The following is a 22,014-nucleotide window of genomic DNA, read 5'->3' as shown; positions in this document are numbered from 1 at the left end:
TCCGATTTTCGGATAAAAATCCGACTGCCGGATTGGCAACAGCTAATATTTGCGTAATCGATTACCTTGTCAACACGAATGGCTTTTTATCGATAACATACCGACTTGCCCTTGCCGTTGGCAATGGCTAGCTTCACCGCGAGAAAAGGGGGGACGATGGCTCAAGTCGCGATCAGCAATGTGGCCAAGGCGTTCGGAACCGTCAAGGTCCTGCACGAGGTCAGCGTCGATATCGCCGATGGCCAGTTCGTGGTGTTGGTCGGCCCGTCGGGCTGCGGCAAGTCCACGCTGCTCAGGATGGTGGCCGGGCTGGAGACCGTCTCCGGCGGCACGATCGCCATTGGCGAGCGCATCGTCAACAATCTGCCGCCGGCCAAGCGCGACATCGCCATGGTGTTCCAGAACTACGCGCTCTATCCGCACAAGACGGTGGAGCAGAACATGGCGTTTGCGCTGAAGCTGCGCAAGACCGATCCAGCCGTGGTCGCCGAGCGGGTCAAGCGCGCCGCCGACATTCTCGACCTCAATCCGTACCTGAAACGTTATCCGCGCCAGCTATCCGGCGGCCAGCGCCAGCGCGTCGCCATGGGCCGCGCCATCGTGCGCAATCCGCAAGTCTTCCTGTTCGACGAGCCGCTCTCCAATCTCGACGCCAAGCTGCGCGTGCAAATGCGCACCGAGATCAAGGAACTCCACCAGCGGCTGAAGACCACCACCATCTACGTCACCCACGACCAGATCGAGGCCATGACCATGGCCGACAAGATCGTCGTCATGCGCGATGGCCGTATCGAGCAGGTCGGCGCGCCATTGGAATTGTTCGACCGGCCGGCCAATCTGTTTGTCGCCGGCTTCATCGGCTCGCCGTCGATGAACCTGCTCAAAGGCGTGGTGCGCAAGGGCGACAAGGTCGAGATAGCAGGCACGCTGTTCCCGGTCGCGGCCGGCAGCGCCGCCAAGGAGGGCCAGGCCGTGGTCTATGGCGTGCGGCCCGAGCATCTCGAAATCCATCCCGACGGCGTGCCGGCAAAGATCTCGGTGGTCGAACCCACGGGTTCCGAAACGCTGGTCTTCGTGCGCTTCGGCGACAGCGGCGAGATGGTGGCGCTGTTTCGCGAGCGCCACGACTTCAAGCCCGGCGACACGCTCAATCTCAAGCCGCGCCTCGACCAGGTCCATCTCTTCGACGCCGAGACCGGCAACCGGCTCTGATTTCCAATCGACTTTGACCAAACTGTTTGACGAGGACTGCCATGCTCAAAGGGATCAACCCATTGCTCAATGCCGATGTGCTCCAAGCGCTCAGGGCAATGGGACACGGCGACGATCTGATCATCGCCGACACCAATTTCCCCGCCGATTCGGTGGCAAAGCAGACCGTGCTCGGCAAGCTTCTGCACATCGACGCCTCGGCGGCCGATGTGGTCAAGGCGGTGCTGTCGCTCTATCCGCTGGACACTTTCGTCGACGATGCGGCCGCGCGCATGGAGATCGTCGGCAAGCCGGACGAGATCCCGCCGGTGCAAAAAGAGGTGCAAAAGGAGATCGACAAGGCCGAGGGCAAGGCCTGGCCGATGATCTCGGTCGAGCGCTACGCCTTCTACGAGCGCGCCAAGAAAGCCTATTGCGTCATCCAGACCGGCGAGCGCCGCTTCTATGGCTGCTTCGCCTTTCGCAAGGGCGTCGTGCCGCCGGACGCCGAGTAGGGCCATGGCGTCGGGCAAGCCTGTCGTCATTCTGGGCGTTTTCGTCGCCGACACCGCTTACCGGGCCGATCGACAGCCGCGCATGGGCGAGACCATTCTTGGTAATTCCTTCAAGCTGGGACCTGGCGGCAAGGGCTCGAACCAGGCGGTGGCGGCAGGCAAGCTCGGCGCCGACATCACTTTCCTGACCCGGCTTGGCGTCGATGCTTTCGCCGACATGGCCAAGGCGACCTGGGCAGAGGCGGGCGTGAAATCCGCCGTCATCGACACGCCGCAAAGCTATACCGGCGCGGCCTACATCTTCATCGAGGAGACGACCGGCAACAACGCCATCATCGTCAGCCCGGGTGCGGCGATGCTGATCTCGTCTGAAGACATCGAGGCCAATGCCGGCCTGATCCGTGGAGCCGGCGTCTTCGTCACCCAGCTCGAACAGCCGATCGACGCGGCACTGCGCGCACTCGAGATCGCGCGCGGGGCAGGGGTGACCACCATTCTCAATCCGGCGCCGGCGGCCAAGCTGCCGGACCGCATCTACACGCTGTGCGACTATGTGACCCCCAACGAAACCGAGGCGGAGGAACTGACCGGCATCAAGGTTTCTTCGATCGACGACGCTCGCCGCGCCGCCGACAGCCTGCTCAAAAAAGGCGTCGGCTCGGTCATCATCACGCTCGGCGAAAAAGGCGCGCTGCTGCACACGGCCGCTCGGTCCGACCATGTCCCGGTGGTCAATGCCGGCGCAGTGGTCGAAACTACCGGTGCGGGCGATGCCTTCAATGGCGGCCTGGCCGCCGCACTCGCCAAAGGCGTGGAGCCGCTGCAAGCCGTCCGCTTCGCCTGCGCCGTCGCCGGCATTTCGGTGACAAGGCCGGGTACGGCGCCCTCCATGCCGACGCTGCAGGAGGTCGAGGCGCTGCTGGCCAAGGGGTGACGTCGTTGCGGGAGAGACCGAATTCAGATCCGACCGGATCTGAATTTCCACATGAAAGACCATGTTCTAGACGATTATGTCACATTTCTCCTGAGGAGAAATGGCGCGAGTGACGGGGCTCGAACCCGCGACCTCCGGCGTGACAGGCCGGCGAAAACGCCTGATTAATCAACGAATGGTTTCAATTCCTCACGCTCTCGAATTTGCGGGAAAAAGCGCGAAATTGAAACTTGCTTATCAGAACTCCTCGTCAACTCCGCGAGATATTAACTTTGATCGACGCATCCGCTGCTGCCAGCCTAGCGGCTGGACCGGGACAGACTGCTCCCGGCGACTTCTGGATCGGCTGGAGACGGCAGATCGATGCGCTCGCTTCCGCCGGATTCCGGGTCATCGTTCCCGACCAGAGGGGCTACAACACCAGTGACAAGCCGAAAGCCATCCGTGAATACACGCTCCCGAAGCTCGTCGGCGATGTCGTTGCCATCGCCGACGCGCTCGGCATCGGAAGGTTTCACCTCCTCGGTCATGACTGGGGCGGTATCGTCGCCTGGGCGGCAGGCGCAAAGCTGCCGCACCGCCTGGAAAGGCTCGTCATCCTGAACGCGCCCCATCCCGAGGTGCTGCTTGCCCATTCCTTGCGATCTCCGACCCAGTTCCTGCGGAGCAGCTATGCGGCCTTTCTTCCAGTTCCCCTTGCTGCCGGAGGCTTTTCTGGGGGCGGGGCGCTCGGCTCTGCTGGCACGGGCGCTCATCAAATCCAGCCGAACAGATGCCTTCACGGCGGAGGAAATCGCAGAGTATCGGCAGGCCTGGGAACGGCCGGGGGCGCTGACAGGCATGCTCAACTGGTATCGGGCGCTGCGCTTCCGCCCAAGCCTGAAGGAGGATCACGACGCCGACCCTTGTACTGTGGGGGATGCAGGACCAAGCTCTGGAATATGGCCTGGCCGAGCGCAGTCTGGCCCTTTGCAACGATCGGGGCCTGCAGACGTTCGAGAAGGCGACGCATTGGGTACAGCGCGAAGAGGCCAGCGCGGTGAATGCCGCGCTTCTGGCGTTCCTGGACGGCTGAGATGCCGTTCCGTTCTGCAGGTGGCCTGACTCGCCGTGATCTCCTGACCGTGCTCGCTGCCGCGGTCACAACCCACCACCTTACCTCCTCTGCTGATGCAGCATTGGCAGAGGCCTCAACGGAGCATCCGATGCCACACGTCGTCCTTCTCGGGGATTCGATCTTTGACAACGCTGCCTATGTCGCGCGCGGGCCCGACGTAGTGCGGCAGCTGCGGGAGCGCTTGCCGGAGGGGTGGCGTGCAACGCTAAACGCCGTCGACGGCGCCGTCACAAGCGGCGTCGAGCGGCAGCTTGAACGGCTCCCCCAGGATGCTAGCCATCTTGTCGTCAGCGTCGGTGGCAATGATGCTCTTCGTCATGCAGGGATTCTGGAGCAGGGGGCCTGTTCGGTGGCCGAGGTTCTGGACAGGATCAGCGATATCCGGGAGGAATTCGAGCACGACTACTGTACGATGCTCGAGGGGGCGCTGGGCCAAAACCTACCCACCGCTGTCTGCACGATCTACGAGGCGCGCTTTCCCGACCCACAGCGTCGTAGACTTGCCGCAACTGCCCTGACGGTCCTCAACGACGTCATCACCCGGGCGGCGTTCTCGCGCGGTTTGCCGCTCGTCGACCTGCGCTTGGTATCGAATGAGGACGCGGACTTCGCCAATCCTATCGAACCGTCAGTGCAAGGCGGCGCGAAGATCGCGGCAGCCATCGCGGCACTTGTAGTCGAGCACGATTCAGCCGGACGTCGGTCGGTGGTCTTCGTCGGCTAAACGGCGTAATCGCGCCCGATCGTCTGCACTCCCGATGGTCGGTCGGACTGAAAGCAACAATTCAGACGGCCAGCACGATCTTGCCTTGAATACTGCCGTCGGCGGCGCGCTCATGTGCGCGCGATGCCTCGGCCAGCGGGAATGTGCTGTCGATGACGACACGCACAAGGCCGTCGTCGAGCAGGCGGGCGGCTTTTGCCAACTGCGCGCCATTGGATCGAACCTGTGTGGATGAGACCGTGATCCCCAGCCTCTCTGTCTCTTCGTGACCAGCGAAGCCCAGTGGGTTGACCAGGAACAGCGCGCCGCCCGGCTTCAGAACATGGAAGAAGCGCTCCATGTCCGCGCCGCCCACCGCGTCGAGGACAAGGTCGACGTCTCGAACGACATCTTCCGCCGCGGTTGTCTTGTAGTCGATGAATTGATCCACGCCGAGATCGCGCATCAGCGCCTCGTTCTTGGCCGATGTCACCGCGATGACGCGCGCGCCCCGCCATTTCGCCAACTGGACGGCCAGATGCCCGACACCGCCTCCGGCACCATTGATGAGCACCGTCTTGCCGTCGAGGGGCACCGGCTCATGCGGTAAGGGCTGGAACGGATTCGGCTCGTCGTGGCCAAGTTCGATCAAGAACTGCCATGCCGTCAGAAGCGACATCGGCGCACCAGCCGCATGAATATGGTCGATGCCGGCTGGTTTCAATGCAACATGCGATGCCGGCACACTGACATAATGCGCGTAGGCATTGCTACCCGTCATCAAGTTATCGGGGAAGCGAACCATTGCGTAGACCTCGTCACCGATGCTGAACTCAGCGACGTCAGCGCCAACCGCTTCAATGACGCCCGACACGTCCGTGCCGAGAATCAGTGGGAAGGACGCGTTGGGTCGCCATTCTGGCGGCAGTGCGCGATAGCCATCCCGCAGATACCAGTCGGGCGGATTAAGCCCGGCCGCCTGGACTCGGACAAGCACCTCGCCGGGCTTCACACCCGGCCTAGGCGCGTCTTCGTACACCAGCATCTCGGGACCACCGAATGCGTGCAGACGGACTGCCTTCATCTTATCGCTCATTGGTGAAATCTCCGCTCATCCATGTCATTGGAGCGAATCTAGCGGCATGACCGCCGGTTGATAATCGGTGCCGATGGCGGTTAAGTAATGCCATGGCGGAACATATCACTTTGGATCGGCTCACTGGCATCATCGCCTTCGCGCGTGCGGGATCGCTGGGCAGCTACACGGCAGCGGCGCGCGCGCTGTCGATTTCCCCTTCGGCGGTCAGCAAGAGCGTCCAGCGGCTCGAGCGGCATTTAGGAGTGTCGCTGTTTACCCGTACAACGCGCTCGCTCACCTTCACGCCCGAAGGGCGCGACCTGCATGAGCGCGCGCTGCGTCTGCTACGCGAGGCGGAGGAAATAGAGCAGGCGGCAATGACCGCGCGCTCCGAACCATCGGGCACGTTGCGCGTGGCCGCGTCGCTGCCGATCGGACTGCATCTGATCGCTCCGGCTTTACCGGCTTTCCGTCGGCTCCATCCGAACCTGATCGTCGATCTCAGGCTGGGTGACCAGATGGTGGACATGATCGAGGAAGGGATCGATGTCGCCATACGCATCGGTGATCTGGCTGATACCCGGCTACTATCACGCAAGATCGCACCCCATCGGCTTTGCTGCTTCGCCTCGCCAGCCTATCTCGAGGAACGCGGCACACCGACCCATCCCGATCACCTGGAAGGGCACGACACCGTCAACCTTCGATATCAGAGCACAGGCCAGGCCTTTCGCTGGCCCTTCCGGATTGGCGACCGTGAAATCGAGATCGTGCCCAATTCCGGTGTGGTCGCCGATGCCAGCGATGCCGTGCTCATCATGCTGGCAGCCGGCGGTGGGATAGGCATAGGCGCCTCCTTCATGGCGGCTCCCTATGTGAAGCGCGGCGAACTGGTCCCAGTGCTGTCCACGTTCGCGGTCGAGCGAAACAATGTCACCGTGCTCTGGCCGGCAAGCCGACGCGCCAACCCCGCCGTGCGCGCCTTTCTGACCATGCTCGACGCCGCTTTCACTCTGCGAATGGCAGCTTCAAGCATCGACTGATCTGGCGCGGAAGGGTCGCTAAAGGGCGAAAGCGGTCAATCCTGCTGATTGGCTGAACGGCAGCTATTCCGGGCACAACGTCCAAAAGCTGCTATTCCGTTTCGGCCCCACTACAGGCCGCCCCTCCTCGTCGAATAGCATTAGACTAGTTGATCGGCTACAACGACCTAGATTGCTAGCAACGGGGAGGGCACATGTCGGCGAGTGCTTACGCATTGACTGGCTTCATCTCGTGGGCGCTGGCCCTGCTGATCGTGATGGAAGTTATCCGGAGCTACCTGGTGATCTCTGGGCAAGTCCCGGCAAACGGCTTTACGCCAGATAACGGAGCCCTCTCCCCGTTTATGCGGAGGTTAGCCCGTGCCCACGCCAACTGCATTGAAGGGCTTCCAATCTTCGGAGGTCTGCTCGGAGTCGCGATCATCATTTCAAAGACAGATGTCACGGATCCCTTGGCCTCCACGATGTTAGGCGCACGTATAGTGCAGTCGGTGATCCACCTCGTCTCAACCAGCCAACTCGCGGTCAGTCTCAGGTTCACCGCGTTCGCTGTGCAAATGGTGATTGGTGCGTATTGGTGCTGGTTGCTGTTGATCTGAAGAGTGGCGGAGCCCCGACGCAAAAGTGGGCCACCTCGATTCCGGGAGCCTTGGCAAACCCACTCCGGATCGTGACCCGAAAGACTGTCCCTTTTGACAGGCGAGCGAACCGCAAAACTGGCAGTGGCAAAACCGCCGTTGAGGCATGATATTGGTGTTGGATTTTGGGGCTACTCCCCAGCTTCGGAGAAGGATCGGCGTTCAGAGAGCAATTTGCACGCCTGGGCGCTGCGGCGCTCCCCAGCTTTTGGCCACACGCACGCCCTGCAAACGCTCGGCTCAAGAGCGCCTGGCAGCGGAGCAGAGAATTGTTGGACTTTGTGAGTGTTAGAGGGAGAGGAACTGAGATTCAACCTTCTCCACCTGCACTTGTTCCTTGCACGCTGGCCTCAGCAGCACCTAATCCTGCCACCCAACCTGGAGGAGCAAGCCAGTGCTACCGAGCTATGTAGACACCGATCGGCTCGCGCTGTAGCCATAGGCCTCCGCCCGTCGGGGTTCACCGGCGCCGGGGTGGGGGGGCGGCCTAGGGGGGCCAGCAACGCGCACGTCAGCCAAGCTATCTTTGAGTCGCCGGGTCCGGAGACCGCCAGGCTGGATTATACCCGACAAATCTTGTTAGGCTGCCGTTCTGGGGGTCGCACGATGAACGAGGTTGAAAAGCTGGCCGTCGAGGTTGTCGCGACCGGCCTTGGCTGGCCCGAGGGCCCGACGGTGCTGCCCGATGGCCGAATTGTCATCGTCGAAAGCTATCGCAGCCAGCTGACGGCCATAGATCGCGACGGAAGTGCTCGCCAGTTCGCGTATGTTGCCGGAGCGCCCAACGCCTGCGTTCTCGGATCGGATGACCTGCTCTATGTCTGCCAGAACGGCGGCACGACCGGACCTTGGCGGGCCGCGGACATGACGACGCCATCGATCCAGCGGGTTGCCGAAGGCGGAAAGCCGGAAATCCTGCTGAGCGAAGTCGCGGGCATTCGGCTCAATGGGCCAAACGATCTTGTATTTGCTGCTGACGGCCGGCTCATCTTCAGCGATCCCGGCACATACAACCCGGGGAATCCGGACCCAAGCTACATTTTTGCCGTCAACCCCGATGGCAGTGCTTACCTTGCTCTCGGTTTCGACAAGCCGACCTTCCCCAATGGTGTGGCGATCGAAGCCGACGGCTCGATCATTTGGGGGGAGTCCTATACGGGGCGCGTCAAGCGGCAGCGTCCGGATGGTTCCGTCGAAGACCTGGGCCGCTTGCCTGGGGCCAATCCGATCCCGGACGGGCTGAAGGTCGGAGCCGATGGCCGCCTTTATGTCACGGATATTGCCGCCAACGGCATTCACGTTCTGAAGCCCAACGGCACAGCGGAGGGTTTCTTCGTCTGCGGCAAGGCAACGACCAACTGCGTCTTCTCGGGCGAGATGCTTTGGGTGACAAATGCCGGCGTGCTGGCGACCGGCAGCGATCCCTCCTTTGAGGGAACACTCTCCTGCGTGCGTGTTCCGGGAGGCGGTGGACCGACGCATCATGGTCGCATCGGCGGAAAGCAACCGTGAGTAGCTCCTCGTCCGCCTCAAACACAGGCGATGACCGCGGTGCGGGCGGTGCGGCATCGTCTGCTTCGATGGCGGCGTTGAAGTGCCTGTACAGCGTGGCCGCGGTCCGCGTCGCCGCGCGGCGGACTTTGCCACGCCCGGTGTTCGACTTCGCCGATGGCGGTGCCGAGGATGAGCGAACGCTGCGCCGGAACGAGCAAGCTTTTAACGAGGTTGCCATTCTGCCGCGACCACTCAACGGTGCAACGACGCGAGACCTTTCCCTTGACCTCTTCGGCGCGAAACTTGCCATCCCGCTGGGCATCGCGCCAACCGGCCTGGCTGGGCTGTTCTGGCCCGACGGCGAGCGCGCAGCCGCCCGAGCCGCAGCGGCCGCAGGGACATTCTACTGCGCCAGCCACGGATCGGTCTGCACGCTGGAGGATATAGCAGCCACCGGAAGTAGCCCACGGTGGATGCAGGTGTTCGTCTATACCGATCGCGGCTTCACCCGAGAAATGGTGGATCGGGCGCGTGCCTCAAGCTACGACGCGCTGGTGCTCACCATTGATAACCAGATGCTTGGCAACCGTGAACGCGACATCCGCAACGGTTTTGCCATCCCGCCGCGCTTCGGTGTGGCCGGAACCCTCGCGGCCGCCACCAAGGCGGCGTGGCTTCTTCGTATGCGCACCCGACTCCCGAAACTGACTTTCGGCAACTACGCGCGCCCCGGAGATACGGCGACGGTCGGTGCATTGGCGGGCCGAATGGCCGCAATGCTCGATCCCGGACTCTCCTGGGCCGATGTCGACTGGCTGCGCACTGTCTGGTCCGGACCGTTGTTGCTGAAAGGCGTCCTGCATCCCAGCGAAGCCGCCGAGGCTGTAGCCCGAGGAATCGACGGCATCATCGTATCCAATCATGGGGGACGTCAGCTTGACGGCGCCGCCGCATCCCTGGACGCGTTGACGGCGGTTGTCGCGGCTGTCGCCGGCCGCGTACCAGTGCTTATCGACGGCGGCATCAGGCGAGGCTCTGACGTCGTCAAGGCCCTGGCGCTCGGCGCCTCGTGCTGTCTGATCGGGCGGCCGCAGTTGTGGGGGCTCGCGGTCGCCGGCGAGGAGGGGGTACGCCACGTGCTCGAACTCTACCGCAAGGAGATCGACCGCGTCATGGGACTGATGGGCGCGCGGAGCCTGCGCGACCTCGGGCCGGACTGTATTTCGTTCGTTCAGGGAATGGGGCCGCTACATGATTGAAGACCCACCACTGCTCACCATCAAGCGCCGTTTCGAACGGCCCGCAGCAGAAATCATCAGTGCTTTTGCGGGCGTGCCGGTTAGCCAGGTCGTAGACGCGATGGGGGGACGCGGCGCCTTGCATTATGCGATCAAGCCACTGTCGCCAGCTACTGCGACGATGGTCGGCGTCGCCGTGACCTGTCACTGCGGCCCCGCCGACAACCTCGCCCTGTTTGGAGCACTGGATGCCGCAGCAAGTGGCGACGTCATCGTCGCTTCCACCGACAGCTTTGCCGGTACGGCGGTAACTGGCGATCTCGTGCTCGGCATGGCGCGCAACAAGGGCGTCGCCGGCTTCATCACTGATGGCCTCGTGCGCGACGTTGTCGGGATCGAGGCTGTCGGGTTGCCGGTCTACTGTGCCGGGGTCATTGCGAATTCGCCTGCGCGCAATGGTCCAGGCACGGTCGGATTCCCGGTGGTGCTTGGAGGAGTGACTATCTCGCCGGGAGACATACTGGTCGGCGACCGGGACGGTATCGCCGTGGTCCCCCGCCTGGAGGCTGAGACTGTGCTGGCGCGGCTCGCCGCCATCAGGGCGTCCGAGCAGGCACTTGATGCGCTCGTGCGCCAAGGTCTTGAAGTGCCCGACTTTGCCAAGGTCGTCCTCAAATCGAACAGGGCGCGCTTCGTTGACTGAGATGTGAGCTTCTCTAGCTGCGGGACATATGAAGCGCAACACGATTTCGTCCTTCCGATTTGGCACGAAACAGAGCCAAATCGGCGGCATTGACGAAATCGTTTGGCGTCTCGTTCTCGGTGGGCACCGCTGTTGCGACGCCGACGCTGATGGTCACGCGATCCGGGCCGTGGGGTATGTTCAACTCCCGCACGCTCTGGACGAGCCGCTCGGCGATCGCACTGGATTGTTCCAGTATAGTGTCGACCAACACGATGACGAACTCTTCGCCTCCGTACCGCGCAGCGAGATCGGTGGAGCGGCCGGAACCGCTCTGGATGACGCGGGCGATTTGCTTGAGCACATCGTCGCCGGCCATATGGCCATAGGTATCGTTGTATCGTTTGAAGTTGTCGGCATCGATCATCAACAGCGACAGTGGGGACTGTGCGCGAAAAGCGCGTTTCCATTCAGCCGCCAGATATTCGTCAAAATAGCGCCTGTTGCCGAGACCCGTCAGGCCATCGATCCGCGTCAGACGTTCAAGCTCTAGATTTGCACTGATCAGCTGTCGCTGGCTTTCCCTCAGCGCTCGGTGTGCCGAGTCTCGCTGGACGTGATCCAGATAGGCCCGCGTGTGATATCGAATGCGTGCAATCAACTCGATACGATCCGGCAGTTTGACGAGATAGTCGTTCGCGCCCGCAGCGAAGGCTTCGCCCTTGGTGGCTGGATCTTCCTTGCTCGACAGCACAATGACTGGAACCGCGCGTGTCGACGCATGCTTCCTGTATTCTCGCACCAGATGTAGCCCATCCACCCCGGGCATGACGAGATCCTGCAGGATGACGGTTGGCTTTACCTCATCCGCGACCGTCATCGCTCTCAACGGGTCGGTGCAGAAGTGTAAGGAAATATCGGGCTCGTTGGCTAGGGCGCGCCTGACCGCCTCGCAAACCATGATCTGATCATCGATGAGCAGAACCATGGATGAATAGTTATCTGCGAGTGGCGGGACCAACTCTGGTTCTTGCGTCATCGGAAGGGGCCTTTCACGTGGAGCGCTCGCAGGCTTCGATTATACGTGAGCCGATCGCACCCAAAGGAAGAATATCAACAGCCGCGCCGATGTCGGCGGCGGCCTTCGGCATGCCATAGACGGCACTGGTTGCTCTATCCTGCGCGATTGTGAGATGTCCCTTGTCACGGAGCTGTCTCAGCCCGCGCGCACCATCCCTGCCCATGCCTGTGAGCAGAACACCAATCACCGAGCCAGGCCACCATTGCGCCGCACTTTCGAAGAACACATCTACCGACGGCCGATAAACATTGTCCTTGGGGCTGGGCGTATAGCCAAGTTGCTGAGCTGACTTGAAAACCAGATGATCCGCAGAACTGGCAACGAGAACGGTGCCCGCTTGTGGACTATCCCTTTCCCCCGCCGGACGGATCGGGAGACGCGTATGCTGCCCTAGCCAATCAACAAGGCCTGGAACGAACTGAGCATCGAGATGCTGGACGAGCACAATCGCGCCGCGAAAATCAACGGGAAACGCGCTCAGGACTGCGGCAACGGCAGCCGGCCCGCCCGCAGAGGCGCCGATTGCTATCACGTGTCGAGTTGACGGCTCAGCCGCACGTGACATCCGCCTTTTTGCCTGGGTAGGCGCATCGCCGATCAACTTGCCTATCGTTCGTATCTTGTTCGTCAAAAGCCGGGCGGATTGCGAGGACGCGTTGCCTTCGATGCCCACTGACGGAATATCGACTGCGTCAAGCGCGCCATGACCCATTGCTTCGTAGACGCCGGCGAGGTTGGCTTCGATACTGGCGGTCACCAGCAAGATTGAGCACGGGGTTTCCGCCATGATTCTGCGGGTCGCTTCCACGCCGTCCATCTCTGGCATCGCTAGATCCATGAGTATCAGATCCGGCAGATCACGTCTGCAGACCTCGACCGCCTCACGCCCATTAGTCGCGATCCACGCGACCTGATGTTCGCCGGTCAACAGAACCAGTCGACGCAGAAGTTCAACCGCCATCGGCATGTCGTTAACTACGCCGATTCTCATTCGCTGGCTTCCAATCTCGATCTCATTCAGCCGCCTCGCCAATCATGTCCACGACGGCATGGATCAGCGCCTCGTCCTGAAAACTACTCTTGGTCAGATAATAGTCCGCACCTGCGTCGAGCCCGCGCGCGCGATCTTCTTCCCGATCCTTGTATGAAACGATCATAATGGGTGTGTTCTTGAGATCAGCGTCCTTTCTGATCAAACTCACCAGCTCGATGCCATCCATGCGAGGCATGTCGATGTCGGTGACGACGAGATCGAAAGGACCAGACCGGACGGCATTCCACCCGTCCATGCCGTCTACCGCCACTTCGACCTCATAACCGTAATTGCCGAGCATCTTGCGCTGGAGTTCGCGAACCGTCAGTGAATCGTCAATCACGAGCACGCGCTTGCGCCTGCTCGCTTCGGGACCGCCCGCGGCGCGCCGAAGAGCTCGAAATCCGCTGGACGATGCAAGCTTGTCCACCGATCGGATCAGATCGTCGACGTCGAAGATCAGAACAGGCGAACCGTCTTCCATCAGGGCCGCTGCGCTGATGTCCTTGATCTTGGCAAACCGTGGATCGAGAGGTCTGATCACTAACTCGCGTTCCCCGAGAAAACGGTCAACGATCAGGCCGTACGCATCGCCCCGACCCGCATCCACGACGACGACCGATAGTTCGTTCGGTTCCGATCCGGGCTCACCTCGATCGAGCACCTCGCGAGCGGTGACCAGCCCGATCTGTCGATCGTTCAATCGAAAATGCGGCCGGCCCTGCAGGACGTTGATCTCCGTCCGCTGCAGTTTCAAAGTCTTGGAAATGGCAGCGAGTGGGAAAGCATAGGGCTCTCCATCGACATCGACGAGCAGCGTGCGCAGGACCGACAATGTCAGCGGCAATTGCAGTTGAAATCGGGTTCCGTGGCCAAATTCTGAGGAGACGCTTGCGACTCCCCGGACTTCCTTCGTCATGGCTTGCACTGCATCGAGCCCCACACCGCGACCTGAGACGTCGGTAAGGCCCGCTTTCATGGAAAAGCCTGGCAGAAACAGAAATGCGAGCAATTCGCTTTCGCTGAGTGTTTCAGCACTTTCCCTGGTTGCAAGTTGCCGGGCGACGACGGTCTCGCGCAGCTTCGAGAGCTCTATCCCCCTGCCGTCGTCCACCACGGCTATCTGCAGCAGCCCGGCATTGTGCCTCGCTTCGAGCCTGATGAGCCCCTCTTCGGGTTTGCCCATCGCGAGGCGCTCCTCAGGCGGTTCAAGCCCATGGTCTACAGCGTTGCGCAGAAGGTGCCCCAAAGGGGCATCGAGCTGCTCGAGGATATCGCGGTCGATGCCGGTCGAGCCGCCTACGATCTCCAGTCGCACCCGCTTGCCAAGGGTACGACCGAGGTCGCGGATCATTCTCGCATAGTGTCGCACGCCGTCCTCAAAAGGCCGCATCCGGCTCGCCAACGTTTCGTCGTACAATCTGTTGGCAAGATCGGTCGCTTTCCGATCCACTGAATCCAACTCATCGAAACGCTGCGCCAGGAACGCTTGGCTCAACCGAAGCTTTCGCTGCGCTTCAGCCAGCGCCTCCACCACCGCCGCATCGTTTGAAACCGGCGGCAGCACTGCATGAAGATTGTCGAATGCACTTGCGAGGTCCGATTGAAGTCGCTTCAGCCGTAGCAGCCCGTCAGCGAATGGCCTGAGCCGCCGAGCTTCCATCAGCGACTCGCCAGCCAGCCCGAGCAATCGGTTCAGGCTGTCTGCCGTCACCCGAACCATTCTATCAGAGCCGATGCTGCCGTGGGCTTGCGGTACCGCCCCAACGAGGAGGTTCGCTGAAGAGGTCGTCGCCAGTTGCTCCTGGGCATGATGAGTTGCGAAATCAGCTGCAGAATCTTGGGGCCCGGGCTTTGCCTGGGGGAGGGACAACCCCTCGAACTTCGCGAGAAAGGTTTCGACTTCTGAGTTGGCGCTCTCGCTCGATGATCCCGATGCGATCAATTTCAAAAGGTCAGAACCTTGCAGAAGCGCATCTATATGCTCCCGTCGCACCCTCAGATGCCCGCGTTGCGCTGCGACCAGGCAGTCTTCCATCGCATTTGCAACTTTGACTGCGGGCATCAGGTCGATGATGCGGGCAGCTCCTTTCAGAGAATGCGCGGCACGCATGCATGCTTCCAGGGCGTCGGCGGCGATAGGATCGCGTTCGAGTGCCAGAAGTCCAGAGGTTAGAGCCCGTGACTGCGTCTCCAGTTCGGCCTGGAAGAGGCTGAGCATCGAAACCTGGCTGAAGTCTTCATCTGTCATGCGATGCTCCGATCCAGCATCGTGAGCAGTTGTCGTGGATCGAGACAGCCAACGGCTCGTCCTTGCCATGGCAGCACGGCAACCGTAGCGGCCGACAGTGCCTTGCCAATCATGGCCGGAACAGCGAGAGTGTCGCGTTCCTGGTACCGATGTAAGCCGTGGATCTCATCAACCATAAAAGCAACCCGCTTGTCGCGCTCGCCTACCACGACAAGGCGGCGAAATACCTTGGTTCGTGTGCCTTGTTCCCCTTCCTTGCGCTCGTCTATCCCGAGCAATTCGGCCAGGGACAGGCAAATGAGCAATTCACCACGGACATTCGCAATGCCGAGCAGTGCACTGTTCCTGCGATGTGGAAGTGAATGAACGCGACGAGATTCAGCCACTTCATGAAAAATACCGACCGGAAGTGCCAGCCATTCCTCCCCCAAACGGAAGAGAACGGCCGTCTGCAGCGCGTCGCTGTCTGCCGAATCGATCCCTGCACGACCAGCGTTGTCAGGCCATTCGTCGCGAGATGCCGAGGGAGCTGCACGGTCGAGGAGGCGTCGTGCGATCTTCTTGTAGGTCGGGCAATTGCGGCAGTGGAGATGCTGCTCTAGTAGCGGACATGACTTGTCACCCCGTACGCCTATTTGCCGCCAGCAGTCGTTGATTTCGATCTCCTCCACCGGCTGAGCGATCCTTGTCGAAGCCGCCATCAACTGCCGCTCCTTTTCTGGACCCGACCCAGCCGGCCGGCCAGCGCCTCGGCGCCGTTATGGTCGCCTTGCTTGCTAAGCAGCAAGGCCAGATGGACAAGAGCTTCTCGATGATTTGGCGCGAGATAGAGCGCCTTGCGATAACTTTGCGCGGCTTCGGGTGCAGAACCATCCGCATCCTGGACGAGGCCCAGCAGGTAGAAGATTTCTGCGGAAGGACCGAACTCCCTGAGATGCGCCAGGGCGACCTCCTGTGCCTCCTTTACGCGTCCTGCATTGGCGATCCGTTCAACCGCGATGAGGCTTTCCGAGGCGCGTGCAAGCGGCTTGGCCTGAGCCTGCCCGCGGCCTTCATTGCCAATTGTCGGTCGGAACGGACGAAGAGGCTCGCTCTTTTTGACCTTAGGGCTTGGCGTCCGCACCGGGACGGCGGCCGAAACCTTCGGCGCCGTGGTCTTGACGGGCTCCGATTTCAGAAAGGCGAAGGCCAATGGCCATTCAGCGGAAAGAAAGCCATGCACCCTTGGAAGAGCTGCTTCCGCCGGACCGACCAGAAGAAGTCCATCTTTGGCCAGCAGGTCCTTCAGGCAGATCAATGCGCGATCCTGCAGCTCTCGATTGAAATAGATCAGCAAATTGCGGCAAAGCAGGATGTCATAGACCTCTTGCCCGAAAGGCGCGTGAGAACCGAACAAGTTTCCTACCATGAACCGAACCTGTTTCAGCACCCCAGCAACAGGCCGCAACCCGCCCTCGGCCGCTTCGAAATAGCGATCCTTGAATTCTAAATGGCTGCCGCGAAACGAATTGCGGCCATAGATGGCGTGTTCAGCCGTCGCGATATTGCGGCTGCTGACGTCCACGCCATCGATCTTGAACTCATGCGCCTCAAAGCCGGCATCGAACATGGCCATGGCGACCGAGTAAGCCTCTTCGCCGGTTGAACATGGCAGGCTCAGGATTCTTATCGGCTGAGCAGGCTTGTGCGCGCGCGCATGCCGCGCCAGCATCGTGAACGCTTCTCGGTCGCGAAAGAACCAGGTCTCTGGGATCACCACCGCATTGATCAGCTCCTGCAGCTCCTGCGAGGAACCGGCCAAGTGTTGCCTATAGGCCTGAGGGTTGGTTATCCGGCATGCTTCCATCCGTTCTCTGACCGCCTGACGAACCACTGTCGGACCAACGCTGGCACTGTCCAGTCCAATGGTTTCCGTCAGGAGCTTTTCTATTGCTCCGGTCATTGATCACCTATTGCCGCCTGGCGGAGCAATGCGGTACGAATCTCTTCCGAAAGCAGCGCTTCCACTTTGACCCACTGAATGATCTCCGAACCATCGGAAGCCACCGGCCCAAGATAGGGCGGGGTTCCTGGTTCCAGTCCGAACGGCGCGAAATCGGCCGGGTCTCGCTCGATCGTATCCGTCACCCGTTCCGCGATCAGCCCCAGCAGGCGTCGCTCGCCATCATCCGCCGGATAGCGCGTCACAACGATCCGGGTGCTCAACAGGCGCTCCGATGGTCGGCCAAGCGCAAGAAGGGTGACATCGATCAGGGGGATGGGTATTCCGTTATAGCTGACCAAACCCACCACACCAGTTGGCGCACCCGGAAGAACTTTCACGTCGATATAGGGCAGCACCTCTTCAATTTTGTGGACATCGATCAAGTAGCGATCCGGACCCATGCTGAAGGCGAGGAATAGCATTGTCACATCCTACTGCCGGCTCGCTATGCTCGTAGCTTGAACCTCGATATGCTACTTCGCATGCCGCCTGAGACTTGATTGAGCTCCTCGATCGCGAGCGTCGATTGCTGAAGGGACTCGACTGTTTGCTGAGCTGCCTCGCTTAGCTGGGTTAGCGTGTCGCTGATCTGCCCCGCGCCGGTCGCCTGTGCTTGCATGCCTTCATTGGCGACTTCGAAACGTGGCACCAGCCCCTGAACCTGCTGAATGATCTCGAAGAGTTGCCCGCCGACCTGCTGGATGTCCTGCATACCCCGACGGACCTGCTCGGAAAACTTGTCCATGCCCATCACCCCGGCCGCGACTGCCGACTGGATGTCCTTGACCATTTGCTCGATATCGTAGGTGGAGACAGCTGTCTGGTCCGCGAGCCTTCGGATTTCCGTCGCCACCACTGCAAAACCCCGGCCATATTGGCCTGCCTTCTCCGCCTCGATGGAAGCGTTGAGCGACAACAGGTTCGTCTGATCGGCCACTTTGGTGATGGTCGTCACCACCTGATTGATGCTGCCGGCTTTCTCGCTCAGGATCGCCAGTTTGGAATTGATCGCGCCAGCCGCTTCCATGACCTGCTGCATGGTTTCTTCCATACGGGTCAGCCCCGCTTGCCCCCCGCCAGCCACGGCAGCGGTTTGTTCGGCAACTGTGGAGACCTCGTTCATCGTGCGGACCAGTTCGTTTGATGTGGCGGAGATTTCCTTGGCTGTCGCTCGGATTTCTGTTGTGGTCGCTGCGATTTCAGTCGCAGTTGCCTGCTGTTGCTTGGAGGTGGCGGCGATCTCAGTTATCGACGTGCCGACCTGTATGCTGGACCTTTGAACCTGACCAATGAGGGTTGTGAGATCGTCCGCCATTGCGTTGAAGCCGTCGGCAAGCACGCTGAATTCGTCTCGGCGCCTCAGATGGAGCCGTTCGCTGAAGTCGCCTTGCCGCATCAATTGAACCGCGTCGACCAAACGGGTGAGCGGACCTGTAATGGCGCGAAACAGCTGGTAACCCAAAAGAAGGGCTAGCCCGAGGGCTATCAACAAGCCAACGCTCAAACCGACTTCGGCCGTTCTGACGATAGAGCTGATCCGCTGCGTCGCGCTGTTTGCCTCGCCTCTGTGATCCTCAACCATGGCCTGCAGAGCGGACTGCAATTTTACAAAGATCGGCTCTACTTCGTTCTTGATAGCTGGGCTTTCATTGGGAGTTTCACCTTTCGACAAGGCAGCCCGGCTTGTTTCCAGCACAGCAGTTTCAGCCAGACGGAATTGGTTGGCGAGTTGTTTGACGGCTGCATAATTCTGCTTGTCGATATCGGAGACGATCGTTGCCTCATAGTCGTCCATCGACCGCTGCACCTGGTTGCGATTGGTCGTGATCGCGTTTTCAACCGTGCTTCTGTCTGACGGGTTGTCCTGAAGGGCATATTCCTGAAGCAGACTATGGGCCGCCATCTGGCCCGTCATGATCTCGGTACTGTGATAAAGGTCCGGAAGGATGCCCTTCTCGACCTCAGTCGCCTCCTCCCCCGCCTGAAGAAACCAGGCGTACGCGATGAGGGCTATCACGGACATGACCACCAGAACGGCTGCGAAACTGACGAGGATGCGGTGGCGTATTGTCAGACTCTTCATGGAACCGGTTCACCAATGGGGGGCATCGTGGGCTGCGCGACAAGCGCTCGTTCCGACATATTCGAAAAGGTGCGTCGAAAAGCGGTAGTCTGATGCTGAATGGTTTCTTTTCCGTTCCATAGCTAATGATGGCGAGGCGGCTCGCCAATCGGCGCCGCCAGAAGCGGTGGTCAAAGGACGACTGCCGTCCACGCACATCAGCCCGAGATCGGCTGGATGGCACGCCGCGTCAGGAGGAGCGTGGATGAGCTGCTTGAGGCCACGAATTGAATGACTGCTTAGGCCAGGTCGAGGCAAGAAAGCCGACGTCCTGCTTGCTGCCCCTAAGCTGCCAGGCGGGAACGCGCCTCATATCAGCCGTCCAGCATGATCGTCGCTACTGAAAGCGGAATCGCCGAAACCAGATGTCGCAAACTGGCCAGCGCGTAGATTGGCGTCGAGTGCGGGTTCGGCATTTGCAGGTGACGATAACTAAATGGCAAGCGCCCCCGCCTGAGGCCCTCAGGACTAAAAGATCTTGAGAAAACCAGTTTCAAATGCGCATCCTCAAGCGGCGGCCGCCCACCGCACGAGGATGGGCACAACGTGACGAGCGCTCTGGAGCCTAGAGAGAACTGACCCGACACCACCTTCCTTTGCGGCATTGCGGCGGCGCAAAAAGATTACGAGATGGAGCAGGCGTATTGCCAAATGGGTCCACCAGCGAGAGTTCGCGTTTTCCGCCTCGGCTGTGAACCCCACTTCCATTCGCGGGTCTTGCTCAGGTCGAGGTCTACTTTGCCATCGAGGGCTCATGTTGCAGCTCATAAGCAGGCGGTTGGGTAGGTCTCGGCCAGCACACGGTCCGGTGGCACTCACTGCGGTCCACACCGCAGTTGAAACTGACCACCCGACCCAGGGTTCGAAGACGGTCCCCGATCGGAACACCGAGCAGAGTGTGCTCGCGCTCCTCAAGTCACCGATATCCTTGGTGAAGACGTTGAAGGCGTGTGCAAAGGACGCCTCGGCGGAGTGATTAAACGGCTCGGCTACCGGATGCTTAGACATCGTTGACAAGGGTGCTATGGGATCATAACGTACCTGGTTGGTATAACAGGTATGCCACATGATCGGAGTTCTGATCAAGCAGCGGAAGCTTTCGGACGAGGTGGCAGCGCACCTCGAACGGATGATCCGAGAGGGAGAGTTGGCCGAAGCCGACCGTCTCCCATCTGAACGGGAACTCATGCGGCAGTTCGGGGTAGGGCGGCCTTCCATCCGTGAGGCGCTGCTGCATCTGAGCAAAATGGGCCTTGTCGAGGTAAAATCGGGGGAGCGTGCCCGCGTCACTCGACCCACTCCTCAATTCGTGATTGACGCCCTTTCAGGGCCGGCTCGGCACATGATTTCGGCACCGGGAGGGGTTCACGACTTCCAGAGCGCGCGCTTGTTTTTCGAGGTCGGTCTTGCCCGCAACGCCGCTGTGCATGCTACCCCGGAAGACATTGAGAGCCTCAAGGAGGCGCTCGAACTCAACCGGCAGTCGATCGGCGATCTGGCGCGCTTCGAGCGCACGGACGTAGACTTCCATTACGTGCTGGCGGTAATCACCCGCAATCGGATCTTTACAGCTATTCACGCGGCCTTGGCTGAATGGTTGCTCGAACAGCGTCGCACCACATTGGCCAATGGTGAAGACCGCAAGGCTTACCAGGCTCATCGCGAAATCTTCGAGGCCGTCGCCGCGCGCGATCCAGACGCGTCAGAGACGGCCATGCGCAGCCATCTCGAATATGTGGCCAAGCGGTATCTGCAACTTGCGAGGCCCAAGTGATGACCGGATTTGTCGTCTGGGTCGATTTCCGCCTGAGGCCTGGTGCCCGGGACAGATTCCGAGAACTTGTCGACGCCAATGCGACCGCCTCGATGCGCACCGAGGCCGGCTGTCGCCGCTTTGACGTGACGGAGGCGCGCGGCGAACTGGATCGGGTCCTGCTCTATGAGATTTACGATAGCGAGGCCGCATTCGAGGACCACTGCCGCACCGCTCATTTCGACGAATTCAATACGCAGAGCGCGCCGCTCGTCGTGACCAAGTTGGTGACGACCTGCGACCTCGTTCTTGAAGCCACGCATTGAAGCGAACATAGGCGGATTGGCCCATTGGGGCGAACGGGAGGAAGTGCATGTCGGAGCCAAGTCTCAGGGCGTTAGCTTCTCACAGGCGGGTCAAGCTCGGTACGCTCGTCGCCGAGTTCGCCACGCCGGGAATCGGTCACATCCTGAAGTCCGCTGGCTGCGATTTCGTCTTTTTCGACATGGAGCATTCGGGATTTAGCTTGGAAACGCTGAAGAGTGCGATCCGTTATTTCGAGGCGGCCGATCTGCCGGTCATGGTGCGTGTGCCGTCGCAGGACTACCATTTCCTCGCCCGCGCCATGGACATGGGCGCCGAAGGCCTGATCGCGCCGATGGTGAGCAGCGTCGAACAGGCGCAGCACATCATCAACTCCATGAAATACCACCCTGCCGGCGCCCGCGGCGTGGCGCTGCAGATCGCTCATGACCGTTACCGTCCGGGCTCGGTCGCTGACAAATTCGAGGCCGCCAACAAGCGCTCGACGTTCATCTGCCTGATCGAGACCGCCGACGGCGTCAAGAACATTGACGGCATCGCGGGACTGGACGGGGTCGATTGTCTGTGGGTCGGACATTTCGATCTGTCCGTCTCGCTCGGCATTCCTGGCGACTTCGCCCACCCCACTTTCACTGCTGCAATGGCCAAAATCGTTGCCGCCGCCAAGAAGCACAACAAATCGCTTGGACGCTTGGTGCCCAACGTCGCCCAGGGACACGAGTTCTACGCACAGGGCTTCGATTTCATTTGTTATTCAGGCGACGTTTGGGTCCTGCACGACGCGATCGCCGACGCGGTTTCCAAGATCCGGGCCGGGTGCCAATAGGAGCGGA

The 22,014-nt window shown here is 60.7% G+C and carries 22 protein-coding genes and 1 pseudogene; 14 read left to right on the top strand and 9 right to left on the bottom strand.

Annotation, left to right across the window (positions count from 1 at the left end):
- Nucleotides 1-156 precede the first annotated feature (156 nt).
- The 6 genes and pseudogenes from NKI31_RS01380 (at nt 157) to NKI31_RS01355 (ending at nt 4,481) form a co-directional block, all read left to right on the top strand.
- The gene (locus NKI31_RS01380) at nt 157-1,212 is read left to right on the top strand and encodes an ABC transporter ATP-binding protein (protein ID WP_023689461.1); all 1,056 of its coding nucleotides are present in this window, start codon (nt 157-159) and stop codon (nt 1,210-1,212) included.
- 41 nt (nt 1,213-1,253) lie between these two features.
- Nucleotides 1,254-1,706, top strand: coding sequence for an RbsD/FucU family protein (locus NKI31_RS01375; protein ID WP_023669431.1), 453 nt, complete (start codon nt 1,254-1,256; stop codon nt 1,704-1,706).
- A gap of 4 nt (nt 1,707-1,710) precedes the next feature.
- Complete coding sequence (rbsK, locus tag NKI31_RS01370; protein WP_352625283.1) at nt 1,711-2,640, top strand: ribokinase; 930 nt, start codon at nt 1,711-1,713, stop codon at nt 2,638-2,640.
- A 230-nt stretch (nt 2,641-2,870) separates the two neighbouring features.
- Nucleotides 2,871-3,281 (top strand): annotated as a pseudogene (locus tag NKI31_RS01365) (alpha/beta fold hydrolase); the annotation flags it as partial.
- Nucleotides 3,282-3,559: 278 nt separating this feature from the next.
- Complete coding sequence (locus tag NKI31_RS01360; RefSeq protein ID WP_023742813.1) at nt 3,560-3,715, top strand: alpha/beta fold hydrolase family protein; 156 nt, start codon at nt 3,560-3,562, stop codon at nt 3,713-3,715.
- A gap of 1 nt (nt 3,716) precedes the next feature.
- Nucleotides 3,717-4,481 (top strand): SGNH/GDSL hydrolase family protein, encoded by a 765-nt coding sequence (locus tag NKI31_RS01355; protein ID WP_352650131.1) that lies wholly within the window; start codon nt 3,717-3,719, stop codon nt 4,479-4,481.
- 61 nt (nt 4,482-4,542) lie between these two features.
- On the opposite strand, the gene NKI31_RS01350 is transcribed toward NKI31_RS01355, so the two are convergent.
- Nucleotides 4,543-5,556, bottom strand: coding sequence for an NADP-dependent oxidoreductase (locus tag NKI31_RS01350; RefSeq protein WP_023700514.1), 1,014 nt, complete (start codon nt 5,554-5,556; stop codon nt 4,543-4,545).
- 92 nt (nt 5,557-5,648) lie between these two features.
- Between NKI31_RS01350 and NKI31_RS01345 the strand changes: the two genes are divergently transcribed.
- The 5 genes from NKI31_RS01345 (at nt 5,649) to NKI31_RS01325 (ending at nt 10,654) form a co-directional block, all read left to right on the top strand.
- A complete protein-coding gene (locus NKI31_RS01345; protein ID WP_023742812.1) occupies nt 5,649-6,581 on the top strand; it encodes a LysR family transcriptional regulator in 933 nt (310 codons plus the stop codon).
- 194 nt (nt 6,582-6,775) lie between these two features.
- On the top strand, nt 6,776-7,180 hold the full coding sequence (locus NKI31_RS01340; RefSeq protein ID WP_023682292.1) for an MAPEG family protein: 405 nt from the start codon (nt 6,776-6,778) through the stop codon (nt 7,178-7,180).
- A gap of 645 nt (nt 7,181-7,825) precedes the next feature.
- The gene (locus NKI31_RS01335) at nt 7,826-8,731 is read left to right on the top strand and encodes an SMP-30/gluconolactonase/LRE family protein (protein ID WP_023693321.1); all 906 of its coding nucleotides are present in this window, start codon (nt 7,826-7,828) and stop codon (nt 8,729-8,731) included.
- 68 nt (nt 8,732-8,799) lie between these two features.
- Nucleotides 8,800-9,972: an alpha-hydroxy acid oxidase gene (locus NKI31_RS01330; RefSeq protein WP_023724766.1), complete on the top strand. Its 1,173-nt coding sequence runs from the start codon at nt 8,800-8,802 to the stop codon at nt 9,970-9,972.
- Nucleotides 9,965-10,654 carry an RraA family protein gene (locus tag NKI31_RS01325; RefSeq protein ID WP_023715423.1) on the top strand — a complete coding sequence of 230 codons (690 nt, stop codon included), beginning with the start codon at nt 9,965-9,967 and terminating at the stop codon, nt 10,652-10,654. The genes NKI31_RS01330 and NKI31_RS01325 overlap by 8 nt, the downstream gene beginning before the upstream one ends.
- A 13-nt stretch (nt 10,655-10,667) precedes the next feature.
- Here NKI31_RS01325 and NKI31_RS01320 read toward each other — a convergent pair whose 3' ends face one another.
- The 8 genes from NKI31_RS01320 to NKI31_RS01285 form a co-directional block, all read right to left on the bottom strand.
- A complete protein-coding gene (locus tag NKI31_RS01320; protein WP_023669440.1) occupies nt 10,668-11,621 on the bottom strand; it encodes a response regulator in 954 nt (317 codons plus the stop codon).
- Between the two features lie 64 nt (nt 11,622-11,685).
- The gene (locus NKI31_RS01315; protein ID WP_023682287.1) at nt 11,686-12,705 is read right to left on the bottom strand and encodes a chemotaxis response regulator protein-glutamate methylesterase; all 1,020 of its coding nucleotides are present in this window, start codon (nt 12,703-12,705) and stop codon (nt 11,686-11,688) included.
- A 22-nt stretch (nt 12,706-12,727) separates the two neighbouring features.
- Complete coding sequence (locus tag NKI31_RS01310) at nt 12,728-14,998, bottom strand: hybrid sensor histidine kinase/response regulator (RefSeq protein ID WP_352650129.1); 2,271 nt, start codon at nt 14,996-14,998, stop codon at nt 12,728-12,730.
- Nucleotides 14,995-15,699 carry a chemotaxis protein CheW gene (locus tag NKI31_RS01305; RefSeq protein ID WP_023819373.1) on the bottom strand — a complete coding sequence of 235 codons (705 nt, stop codon included), beginning with the start codon at nt 15,697-15,699 and terminating at the stop codon, nt 14,995-14,997. The genes NKI31_RS01310 and NKI31_RS01305 overlap by 4 nt, the downstream gene beginning before the upstream one ends.
- A complete protein-coding gene (locus NKI31_RS01300) occupies nt 15,699-16,940 on the bottom strand; it encodes a CheR family methyltransferase (RefSeq protein WP_352650127.1) in 1,242 nt (413 codons plus the stop codon). Before NKI31_RS01300 ends, NKI31_RS01305 begins: the two co-directional genes overlap by 1 nt.
- Complete coding sequence (locus tag NKI31_RS01295; protein ID WP_023669446.1) at nt 16,937-17,404, bottom strand: chemotaxis protein CheW; 468 nt, start codon at nt 17,402-17,404, stop codon at nt 16,937-16,939. Before NKI31_RS01295 ends, NKI31_RS01300 begins: the two co-directional genes overlap by 4 nt.
- Nucleotides 17,405-17,427: 23 nt before the next feature.
- Nucleotides 17,428-19,065: a methyl-accepting chemotaxis protein gene (locus NKI31_RS01290; protein ID WP_352650125.1), complete on the bottom strand. Its 1,638-nt coding sequence runs from the start codon at nt 19,063-19,065 to the stop codon at nt 17,428-17,430.
- Nucleotides 19,066-19,418: 353 nt separating this feature from the next.
- A complete protein-coding gene (locus NKI31_RS01285; protein ID WP_155923174.1) occupies nt 19,419-19,601 on the bottom strand; it encodes a hypothetical protein in 183 nt (60 codons plus the stop codon).
- Between the two features lie 569 nt (nt 19,602-20,170).
- Between NKI31_RS01285 and nanR the strand changes: the two genes are divergently transcribed.
- Genes nanR through NKI31_RS01270 form a run of 3 tightly spaced genes read left to right on the top strand, consistent with a single transcriptional unit; the run spans nt 20,171 to nt 22,007 of the window.
- Nucleotides 20,171-20,878, top strand: coding sequence for a transcriptional regulator NanR (gene nanR / locus NKI31_RS01280; RefSeq protein WP_023823228.1), 708 nt, complete (start codon nt 20,171-20,173; stop codon nt 20,876-20,878).
- Complete coding sequence (locus NKI31_RS01275) at nt 20,878-21,183, top strand: putative quinol monooxygenase (protein ID WP_023669450.1); 306 nt, start codon at nt 20,878-20,880, stop codon at nt 21,181-21,183. Before nanR ends, NKI31_RS01275 begins: the two co-directional genes overlap by 1 nt.
- 47 nt (nt 21,184-21,230) lie before the next feature.
- Entirely contained in the window at nt 21,231-22,007 is a 777-nt protein-coding gene (locus tag NKI31_RS01270) for an HpcH/HpaI aldolase family protein (RefSeq protein ID WP_023726880.1), read from the top strand.
- Nucleotides 22,008-22,014 lie beyond the last annotated feature (7 nt).

The sequence above is a fragment of the Mesorhizobium sp. M0659 genome (assembly GCF_040320605.1).
In the GTDB taxonomy this organism is placed as follows: Bacteria; Pseudomonadota; Alphaproteobacteria; order Rhizobiales; family Rhizobiaceae; genus Mesorhizobium.
The sequence above is the reverse complement of the archived record's forward strand: the minus strand, read 5'-3'. Positions and strand labels throughout refer to the sequence as shown.